The 8672-nt window shown below is 66.0% G+C and carries 12 protein-coding genes and 1 pseudogene; 9 read left to right on the top strand and 4 right to left on the bottom strand.

Annotated elements, in window-relative coordinates:
* The 3 genes and pseudogenes from A9X05_RS03780 to A9X05_RS03790 form a co-directional block, all read left to right on the top strand.
* Positions 1-188, top strand: a pseudogene (locus A9X05_RS03780) (hypothetical protein); the annotation flags it as partial.
* The gene (locus tag A9X05_RS03785; protein WP_067753321.1) at positions 188-784 is read left to right on the top strand and encodes a cytochrome c oxidase subunit 3 family protein; all 597 of its coding nucleotides are present in this window, start codon (positions 188-190) and stop codon (positions 782-784) included. The pseudogene A9X05_RS03780 and the gene A9X05_RS03785, both read left to right, overlap by 1 nt.
* The gene (locus tag A9X05_RS03790; RefSeq protein ID WP_067779279.1) at positions 784-1068 is read left to right on the top strand and encodes a cytochrome C oxidase subunit IV family protein; all 285 of its coding nucleotides are present in this window, start codon (positions 784-786) and stop codon (positions 1066-1068) included. Before A9X05_RS03785 ends, A9X05_RS03790 begins: the two co-directional genes overlap by 1 nt.
* 1 nt (position 1069) lies before the next feature.
* Here the strand turns inward: A9X05_RS03790 and A9X05_RS03795 are convergent, their stop codons facing one another.
* The gene (locus A9X05_RS03795) at positions 1070-2362 is read right to left on the bottom strand and encodes a cytochrome P450 (protein WP_067753324.1); all 1293 of its coding nucleotides are present in this window, start codon (positions 2360-2362) and stop codon (positions 1070-1072) included.
* 205 nt (positions 2363-2567) lie between these two features.
* Here A9X05_RS03795 and A9X05_RS03800 point away from each other — a divergent pair, with 205 nt between their 5' ends.
* Positions 2568-3278, top strand: coding sequence for a TetR/AcrR family transcriptional regulator (locus tag A9X05_RS03800; RefSeq protein ID WP_067753328.1), 711 nt, complete (start codon positions 2568-2570; stop codon positions 3276-3278).
* Here the strand turns inward: A9X05_RS03800 and A9X05_RS03805 are convergent.
* Positions 3194-3517 (bottom strand): hypothetical protein, encoded by a 324-nt coding sequence (locus tag A9X05_RS03805; protein WP_156670069.1) that lies wholly within the window; start codon positions 3515-3517, stop codon positions 3194-3196. The genes A9X05_RS03800 and A9X05_RS03805 overlap by 85 nt on opposite strands.
* A gap of 101 nt (positions 3518-3618) precedes the next feature.
* Positions 3619-4365, bottom strand: a complete 747-nt coding sequence (locus A9X05_RS03810; RefSeq protein ID WP_067753334.1) for an enoyl-CoA hydratase/isomerase family protein — start codon at positions 4363-4365, stop codon at positions 3619-3621.
* 111 nt (positions 4366-4476) lie between these two features.
* On the opposite strand from A9X05_RS03810, the gene A9X05_RS03815 reads away from it, so the two are divergent.
* From A9X05_RS03815 to A9X05_RS03835, 5 genes are all read left to right on the top strand, one after another.
* The gene (locus tag A9X05_RS03815; RefSeq protein WP_067779268.1) at positions 4477-4899 is read left to right on the top strand and encodes a lipoprotein LpqH; all 423 of its coding nucleotides are present in this window, start codon (positions 4477-4479) and stop codon (positions 4897-4899) included.
* Positions 4900-4984: 85 nt separating this feature from the next.
* Entirely contained in the window at positions 4985-6175 is a 1191-nt protein-coding gene (locus tag A9X05_RS03820; protein ID WP_067779271.1) for an amidohydrolase family protein, read from the top strand.
* Positions 6176-6216: 41 nt separating this feature from the next.
* A complete protein-coding gene (locus A9X05_RS03825) occupies positions 6217-7620 on the top strand; it encodes a FadD3 family acyl-CoA ligase (RefSeq protein WP_067753420.1) in 1404 nt (467 codons plus the stop codon).
* A complete protein-coding gene (locus tag A9X05_RS03830) occupies positions 7617-8243 on the top strand; it encodes a fatty-acid--CoA ligase (protein WP_067753345.1) in 627 nt (208 codons plus the stop codon). Before A9X05_RS03825 ends, A9X05_RS03830 begins: the two co-directional genes overlap by 4 nt.
* 13 nt (positions 8244-8256) lie before the next feature.
* Positions 8257-8427 carry a bacterioferritin-associated ferredoxin gene (locus A9X05_RS03835; protein ID WP_067779274.1) on the top strand — a complete coding sequence of 57 codons (171 nt, stop codon included), beginning with the start codon at positions 8257-8259 and terminating at the stop codon, positions 8425-8427.
* Here A9X05_RS03835 and A9X05_RS03840 read toward each other — a convergent pair.
* Positions 8424-8615, bottom strand: coding sequence for a bacterioferritin-associated ferredoxin (locus tag A9X05_RS03840; RefSeq protein ID WP_067779277.1), 192 nt, complete (start codon positions 8613-8615; stop codon positions 8424-8426). The two genes, A9X05_RS03835 and A9X05_RS03840, sit on opposite strands and share 4 nt — an antisense overlap.
* Positions 8616-8672: the final 57 nt, after the last annotated feature.

The following is an 8672-nucleotide window of genomic DNA, read 5'->3' on the forward strand; positions in this document are numbered from 1 at the left end:
TGGCACCGTGCTGGATCTTCCGGCGCGGCGTGTTCGCGTGGGACGGCGAGATTGCCTGGTGGCTGGACATGGTCGTATTCGGCGTCTACCAAGTCACTTTCATCGTGATGCTATTTCAAATGATCCGCCGCGAAGACTTCGGTACCGGACCACTGCCCAAGCTGCCGGCAAAAGAGGCAGCTGCCTGATGACCGAGGTGGCCGACGAGAACCAACGATCCAGATTCGTGCCCGGTCAACCCGACATGTGGGCCTTCGTGCTGTTCGAGACACTGGTCTTCACAGCGTATTTCGGCTTCTATCTGTTCTCCCGGGCTCGCGATCCTGAGCTGTTTCTGCAGTCGCAGGCGCACCTCGACCTGCGCATCGGGGTATTCAACACCCTTGTCCTGCTCCTGAGCTCGTGGTCGGTGGCGCGGTGTGTCCAGTCCGCCCGCGCCGGCGCCTACCCGGCGGCACTGCGGGACGCGTTCATCACGGCGGGGTTCGCGGTGGTCTTCCTGCTCGGCAAGGTCTTCGAGTGGGCCCGACTGGTCGGCACGGGTAACGGTTTGGGCAGCAACGATTTTTTCACCTATTATTTCTTCCTCACCGGCATCCACTTCGTACACCTGCTGATCGGTTTCGTCGCCCTCGGCGTCATCGTCTACCAACTTCGCGGGAAGGCGCGAAAAGCCCACGAAACGCGGGAATCTCAGCAGCTCGTCGAAACCTGCGCGACCTACTGGCACACCGTCGATTTCCTGTGGGTACTCATCTTCGCGTTGCTGTATGTGGTGAGGTGATCGGAATCAAATTCAACAAACGGCTGCTGGTGGTGTGGCTGATCCTGGCGTCGCTGACGCTGACCTATCTGTGGCTAGACCATTCCGCGGGCGGATCGCTGAGATCCAGCGCGGTGGTGACGTCGAGCGTCATCGTGATCGCACTTGTCAAGGTGCGCATCATTTTTCGAGAGTTCATGGAGGTGCGCAACGCTCCCGTGCTGCTGTGCCGGCTTACGGACGCGTGGGTGCTGCTGATGGGCGTCGCCCTGCTCAGCTGTTACTTCGTCGGCTTGTACCTCTGATTCAGCCCGCGACCGCGACCGCGTCCGCGGTGGTGAACGTGAGGTGGAGTTCGCTCAGGCCGCGCAGGATGTACGTCGGCTCGTAGGTGTAGCGACGCTCGGCGGCCGGGCCGTGATGGGCTTCGTCGATCTCGATGTGCGGCATCCGGTCCAGGATGCGTTCGATCGAAACGCGGCCCTCGACTCGGGCGAGCGGACCGCCCGGACAGGAGTGGACACCCCGGGCGAACGCCATGTGCTCGCGAACGTTCTTGCGGCGCAGGTCGAATTCGTGCGGGTTGGAGAACCGACGCGGGTCGCGGTTCGCGGCGCCCGGCAGGATCATCACCACCGTGCCGGCGGGGATGTCGACACCCCCGACGGTGGTGGCCTTGCGGGCCAGCCGCGAGTCGCTCTTGACGGGGCTGTCCATCCGTAACGATTCCTCGATGAACCCCGGGATCAGGCTGCGGTCCTCGCGCAGCTCCTGCTGGATGTCCGGTCGGTCACCGAGCACCTGAAGTGCCGCGCTGAGCAGCTTGGCCGTCGTCTCCTGGCCCGCGGCGAACAGGAACGTCGCCGAGCGGACCACCTCGATCACCGGGGGCGTCGACCCGTCCGGATACTTCGCCGAGGCGAGCGAGGTCAACACGTCGTTACGCGGCTCGCGCCGCCGGTCCTCGATGTAGTTGCAGAACTTGTCGTCGAGCCACTCCAGCGGGTTGATGCCGACCGACTCGTGGTCGAGGGCGCCCACTCGACCGGGCCTATCGGCACCGAGGACGGAGCGGAACTCCTTGTGGTCTTCCTCGGGCACGCCGAGCAGGTCGGCGATCACCAAGGTGGCGAACGGCTTTGAGTATTCGGCGATGAACTCGCACTCGCCGTTCTGCAGGAACTCGTCGAGCTGCCGGTCGGCCAGGCGCCACATGAACTCCTCGTTGTGCTTCAGCCGGCTGGGGGTCAGCAGCTTGGCCAGCACGGACCGGGCCTTGGTGTGGTCCGGCGGATCCATGGTGACCATGTGCTCGAACATGGGGAAGGAGCTGCGGTGCGCATCGATCTGGGCGCTGATGTCGTCGCCTTCGGGCGTGAACGGCAGCGGCGGGAACGGGCCGCCCAGCGCGACGATGTTGGAGAACGTGTCGGGATCCTTGTAGATCTCGCAGGCTTCGTCGTAGCCCGTGACCGCGACGACGCCATAGTGCGGCAGCCGCAACACCGGGTTCTGGCTGCGCAGGTAATCGAAGTAGGGGTGCGGATCGGGCACCAGAGACGGGTCGGTGAAGAAGTCGATCGACTCGTAATCGCTCATCGGATTGCGTCTCCCTGGCTTGGATTACCGGCTGTGTTCGGCGGCAGGGGCATGGGGCCGCGCGATCTCGAAACCGAAATGTGCTGAGCACCTGCTTAGCATGGCGGTAATGTCAGGGTCAAGATCGCAACGCCGGGGCAGAGCGATGACCTGGCTACGATTTGACTAGGTCGACACCGGAATCTCGAGAGCATGGAGTGACGGCATGACATCTGCTTCTGCGGCCCGCCGGATCGGGGCGCCGGACGCGAAGAATCGCGGCCTGCTGCTCGACGCGGCCGAGCAGCTGATGCTCGAAGAGGGCTATGCCGCCGTGACGTCACGCCGCCTCGCGAACAAGGCGGGGCTGAAACCGCAGTTGGTGCACTACTACTTCCGCACCATGGAGGAGCTGTTTCTGGAGGTCTTCCGCCGCCGCGCCGACGAAGGACTGCAGGCGCAGGCCCAGCTGCTGCAATCGCCGCAACCCTTGTGGGCGCTCTGGCGGTTCGGCACCGATCCGGGCTTCACCCGGATTTCGATGGAATTCATGGCGTTGGCCAATCATCGCAAAGACATGCGGGCCGAAATCGCCTACTACGCCGAACGTTTCCGCGAGGAGCAGCGCAAAGCGGTGGCCGCCGCGTTGCAGCGTTACGGCGCGGGCAACGAGGACGTGCCGGCGGTGGTCTGGACGGTGTTGATGACCAGTTTGTCGCGCATGCTGGTGCTTGAGCAGGCGATCGGCATGTCCGGCGGTCACGCCGAGACCGTGGAGTTGGTCGAGCAATACCTGCGTCGCCTAGAGGGCGAGCCGCGACCGATCGAGGATGTCCCGCCGACCTGGGTAGTTCACCAGTTGCGCAGCGAGCAGAGCACGCCTTTGGGGCCGTCCTTGGACACGACGACGGCCCCGTCCACCGCCAGATCACAGTGAAGCCCCGGCGTGCCGGGCTCGGTGCCCGTGCTCGCCACGACCATCGCGTAGTCATCGGGGTTCGACATGTCCAGGTCGAAGCTCCACGGTTTGCCCGGGCCGAGATCGACATCGACGTGCGGCGTGAACGAGTAGGGGTTGTGGCTGTAGTCGGAGAACTTCTCCGGCTGGTGGTCCAGGTAGTAGATGTCGGTGTAGATCGGATTCTGCGCGGTGACGGTGTACTTGACGTGATGCATCACCGGGTCGGCGACGGCGTGCGCGGCGCTCACGACCGAGCCGGTCGCACCAACCAGCAACGCCGACAGGGTCGCTGCGCCCACGCCCAATCGTCTGCCCGTCATCTCGCTCCTCCAGCCGCCCGTCCCGCACTCGTGGTGCGGTTCATGACCCGCTCCGCGGCCCGCCAGTGTGCGTCGGCGACCCACAGCCGCGCAAAGGATGCTATCGCTTCGTCGGCCGAAACCCCGCTGATTACGCGCTTTATCTCGGTCGCCGGGTGCCGGGCCAACGACCTGGCGACGGATTGCCATCCCGCGTCGAACTCCGCGCGCGGCAGCACCCGATCGACCAGGCCGACTCGTTGCGCCTCGGCCGCCGTGAGGGCGGTTCCGGTGCCGGCCAGCAACAGCGCCCTGCTCTTGCCGACGAGCGCGGCCAGCCGCTCGGCGCCGCCCCAGGCCGGCATGATCTCCAGCTCCACCTGGTTGAAGGCGATCTTGACGTCGTCGGCCGCCAGCCGGATGTCGGCGGCGACCGCGACTTCGGCGCCGCCGCCGAAGGCGTGGCCATTCAGCGCGGCGATCACCGGCGCCGGGAAGCTGGCCAATTGGTCGCATATCGCTCGCATCCGCTTGGCCATCGCCGCGGCATCCTCTTCCGTCCGCAGTGCGCGCAGCTCCTTGAGGTCGCCGCCGGATACGAAGGCCCGATCACCCGCGCCCTTGATCACCAAGGCTTTGGCGCCCGCCGCTGCGTCGAGCGCCTTCTCCAGCTGCTGCATGGTGTCCAGCGCGATGGCATTGCGCGCTTGCGGGCGATCGATGGTCAGCACCGCCAACCCGTCGTCGATCTCCAGGTCCACCATGCGTCATTCACTCCTCGGATGAAAATGCACGATATTGGCATTCTCTCGGTGCGAGAATAACATCGTCGTCGCAGGCCGAAGGGCTATCGTCAACGAAGACAGGGGTGCTCGGTGCTGGATCGAAGCGTGGCCACGGTCGCGGCGGCACTGGCCGTCGCCGCAGTTGCGGGTTGCGCGTCGCGACCGTCGACCCAGATCTCCAGCACCGCCTCGGTGACGGTCGACGGTAACGACCGGACCTTCCACATCGTGAAGTGCGGCCAGTTGCAGTGGACCCGGACGATCGACATCGGCGGCAACTTCGCCGGCGCCAAGATCGTCATCGACGAAAACGCGCAACCCGCGTCCGCCGAGTCCGTCCGCATCCAGAACCTGGGCGGGTTCAGCGGGATGTACTCCCGGGGCGACGGCGGCAACGCCGACCTGAGCGTTACCGGTGACAAGTTCACCGTCAGCGGCACCGCCAACGGCTACAAGACCGACAAACCCGGTGAGCCGGCCACCGCGACGTTCAAAATCGTCGTCACCTGCTGACCGCTCGGAACCGCAATCGGCGGGCGGCGTTGCGATTCGACGCCCGTAGAGAATAGTATTCTCGTAAATCAAGAAGGAGGATTCCATGGGCCAGTTGTCGCATCGTGAAGACGTCCCGTTCCCGATCTTTGACGCGGACAACCACCTCTACGAGCCGCCGGAGGCGCTGACCAAATACCTGCCCAAGGCGTACCAGGACTACGTCCAGTACGTGCAGGTCAACGGGCGGACGAAGATCGCGATCCGCGGCCACATCAGCAACTACATCCCCAACCCGACCTTCGAGGTCGTCGCCCGGCCGGGCGCCTGGGAGGAGTACTTCAAGTACGGCAACCCGGAGGGCAAATCCAAGCGCGAACTGTTCGGCGAGCCGATGCGCGCGATTCCGGCGTTCTTCGAACCCGGCCCGCGGCTGGAGAAGATGAACGAGCTGGGTCTGGACCGCACCCTGATGTTCCCGACGCTGGCCAGCCTGCTCGAGGAGCGGCTGCGCGACGACCCGGTCGCCATCCACGTCCTGGTCCACGCGCTGAACGAGTGGCTCGACGACGTCTGGGGGTTCAACTACCAGAACCGCATCTTCACCACGCCGGTCATCACCCTGCCGATCGTCGAGAAGGCGATCGAGGAGCTGGAATGGGCGGTCAAGCGCGGTGCCCGCTGCATTCTGGTGCGCCCGGCTCCGGTCCCCGGCTTCCGCGGCCCCCGGTCGTTCGCCCTGCCGGAGTTCGACCCGTTCTGGGAGCGCGTCGTCGAGCACGACGTCCTGGTCGGCATGCATTCCAGCGACAGCGGCTACTCCCGCTACACCTCCGAGTGGGACGGGGCCGAACAGGAAATGCTGCCGTTCCAGACCAACGCGATGGGCATCCTCAACGAGTGGCGGCCGATCCAGGATGCGGTGGGCTCGTGGGTGATCCACGGCGCGCTCTATCGCCACCCCAAGCTGAAGGTCGCGATCGTCGAGGCGGGTTCGAAGTGGATGACCCCGCTGCTCGACGGCCTCGCCGAGGTCTTCCGCAAGGCGCCGGAGGCGTTCCCGAGCGACCCCGTCGAGATGGTCAAGAACCGGATCCACGTCAGCCCGTTCTTCGAGGACGGCATCGACGACCTGATCAGCCTCGTCGGGGTGGATCAGGTGCTGTACGGCTCGGACTGGCCGCACCCGGAGGGGCTTGCGGAGCCGACGTTCTACGTCAACGCGCTGTCGCACCTGTCCGTCGACGACCAGGCGAAGATCATGGGTGGCAACCTCGGTCGGCTCGTCACGGTGTGACTGGCGCGCCGGCCGGCCAGCATTGGGAGACCATCCCCGCGATGGTCTCGAGCGCGGCGGACCGCTTCGGCGACGCGGAAGCGGTCGTCGACGGTCCGCTGCGCTTCACCTTCACCGAGATCGTCGACAGAATCCGTTGCGCAGCAGGCGCTTTCGCCGAGCTGGGCGTCGACAAGGGCGATCGTGTCGCGGTCTGGGCGCCGAATTCCGCGGAATGGATCATCGCGGCCTTCGGGCTGCTCACCGCGGGCGGTGTGCTGGTGCCGGTCAACACTCGGTTCAAGCCGGACGAAGCGGGCGACATCATCGCCCGCAGCAAGGTCAAGGCCGTCCTGGTCCAGAAGGGCTTTCTGGGCCAGGACTACACCGCGCCCGCGGGGACGCCCGTCATCGACCTGAAGTCCGACTTCCTCGCCAGCGGTGCACCGTTCGAGCGGGCGGTGAACGGCAGCGACATCGCCGACATCATCTTCACCTCGGGCACGACCGGCCGCCCGAAGGGCGCCATGATGAACCATCGGCAGACGCTGCGGATGTACGAGGAATGGGCGACGCTCGCGGATCTGCGCCAGGGTGATCGTTACTTGCAGATCAACCCCTACTTCCACACCTTTGGCCTCAAGGCCGGGCTGATCACGTCATTCCTGCGGGGCGCGACGATGCTGCCGGTGCCGGTGTTCGACGTCGACGCCGTGGTGGAATTGATTGCCCGCGAACGGATCACGATGCTTCCCGGGCCGCCGACGCTCTACCACTCGCTGCTGACCGTCGCCGACAAGTCCAAGCTGTCGACCCTGCGCGCCGGCGTGACCGGCGCCGCCGACATCCCCGTCGAGCTGGTCCGTCGCATCCATGACGAATTGCCGTTCCAGACGCTGATGACCGGATACGGCCTCACCGAGGCGGGCAACGTCACGCTGTCCCTGCCCGGGGATTCGTTCGAGGACGTCGCCACCACCGCGGGTGTGCCCTGCGACGGGGTCGAGGTGCGCATCGCCGGCGATGGCGAGGTGCTGGTCCGCGGCTACGGCGTCATGCAGGGATACCTCGACGACCCGGCGGGCACCGCCGAGGCGATCGATCCGGACGGGTGGTTGCACACCGGCGATTTGGGCCGCCTCGATGCGGCGGGCCGGCTGCGGATCGACGGGCGCAAGAAGGACATGTTCATCGTGGGCGGGTTCAACGCCTACCCGGCGGAGATCGAGGGCTACCTGCTGGAGCACCCGGCGGTGGCGCAGGCCGCCGTGATCGGGGTTCCCGACGATCGCCTGGGCCAGGTCGGCAAGGCCTTCGTTGTGGCGAAAACCCAGGTTTCCGAGGATGACCTGTTGATATGGTGCCGGGAGCGGATGGCTGGTTTCAAAGCGCCGAGATCCATCGCGTTTCTCGACGAGCTGCCGCTCAATGCGACCGGGAAAGTTATGAAGGATCAACTTCGTTGAGCGACGGCGACATTCATTCGATGGTCATCGCGTCGGACTATCGTGTTCCCGACCCCAGCCGGGTATGGCCGCTGCTCGAGCGCAGGAAGGCGGCCCTGGCCGATATCGGCGCCCACCACGTCCTGGTCTACACCTCGACGCATGACTACGGCCGGGTGCTGGTGATGATCGGAGTCCACAGTCGCGAGCCGATCGTCGAGTTGCTGCGCTCGCGCGTGTTCTTCGAGTGGTTCGACGCGGCCGGCGTCGACGACATTCCCGCGGTCTTCGCCGGCGAGATCGTGGACAGGTTCGTCCCGGAGGCCCCGGCGACTCCGGAGGCGCCCGGCGTCGTGGTCGCCGCCATCGCCTCCGTCCACGACGTGTCGGCGCTCACCGCCGAAGTCGCCTCGGCCAGGGACAGATTCGTCGCGGCCGGCATCCGTAAGACCTGGATCTTCCAGGCCTTCGACGACGAGCACGAGGTGCTGATCATGTCGGAGTTGCCCGACGAGGAGAGCGCGCGGCGGTGGATCGAGCACCCCGACGCGGCGGCCGAGTGGATGAGCGGCGCCGGGGTGGGCCCCTACCCGCCGGTTTTCGTCGGGCGATTCTCCAACATGATGCGCATCGAGGCGGACTGAGCGGTCCGCCGGAATGTTCGTCTGCCTGTGTAACGGAGTCACCAGCCAAACGGTGACCGAGGCGGTGGAAGCCGGGGCCTGCACGACCAAGGAGGTCGCGGCAGCCTGTGGGGCGGGCGCCGACTGCGGGCGCTGCCGGCGAACCGTCCAGGCGATGTCGCCGGACGGCAGCGTTCGCCGCTAAGACCGCGGCCGGGTGGCAGCGCCGTTCGGATCCGACGATCGCAGCATCGCCTGGACGGTTCGCCGGCAGCGCCCGCAGTCGGCGCCCGCCCCACAGGCTGCCGCGACCTCCTTGGTCGTGCAGGCCCCGGCTTCCACCGCCTCGGTCACCGTTTGGCTGGTGACTCCGTTACACAGGCAGACGAACATTCCGGCGGACCGCTCAGTCCGCCTCGATGCGCATCATGTTGGAGAATCGCCCGACGA

Origin of the sequence: Mycobacterium sp. E3298, from assembly GCF_001666895.1 — a bacterium.
Taxonomy (GTDB): domain Bacteria; phylum Actinomycetota; class Actinomycetes; order Mycobacteriales; family Mycobacteriaceae; genus Mycobacterium.

Excerpts from the sequence above, each read along its gene's own strand:
- A9X05_RS03835 (WP_067779274.1), top strand. The coding sequence starts at position 8,257 with ATGTTCGTCTGCCTGTGTAACGGAGTCACCAGCCAAACGGTGACCGAG.
- A9X05_RS03825 (WP_067753420.1), top strand. The coding sequence starts at position 6,217 with ATGGTCTCGAGCGCGGCGGACCGCTTCGGCGACGCGGAAGCGGTCGTC.
- A9X05_RS03820 (WP_067779271.1), top strand. The coding sequence starts at position 4,985 with ATGGGCCAGTTGTCGCATCGTGAAGACGTCCCGTTCCCGATCTTTGAC.
- A9X05_RS03800 (WP_067753328.1), top strand. The coding sequence starts at position 2,568 with ATGACATCTGCTTCTGCGGCCCGCCGGATCGGGGCGCCGGACGCGAAG.
- A9X05_RS03805 (WP_156670069.1), bottom strand. The coding sequence starts at position 3,517 with ATGCATCACGTCAAGTACACCGTCACCGCGCAGAATCCGATCTACACC.
- A9X05_RS03810 (WP_067753334.1), bottom strand. The coding sequence starts at position 4,365 with ATGGTGGACCTGGAGATCGACGACGGGTTGGCGGTGCTGACCATCGAT.
- A9X05_RS03840 (WP_067779277.1), bottom strand. The coding sequence starts at position 8,615 with ATGTTCGTCTGCCTGTGTAACGGAGTCACCAGCCAAACGGTGACCGAG.
- A9X05_RS03785 (WP_067753321.1), top strand. The coding sequence starts at position 188 with ATGACCGAGGTGGCCGACGAGAACCAACGATCCAGATTCGTGCCCGGT.
- A9X05_RS03795 (WP_067753324.1), bottom strand. The coding sequence starts at position 2,362 with ATGAGCGATTACGAGTCGATCGACTTCTTCACCGACCCGTCTCTGGTG.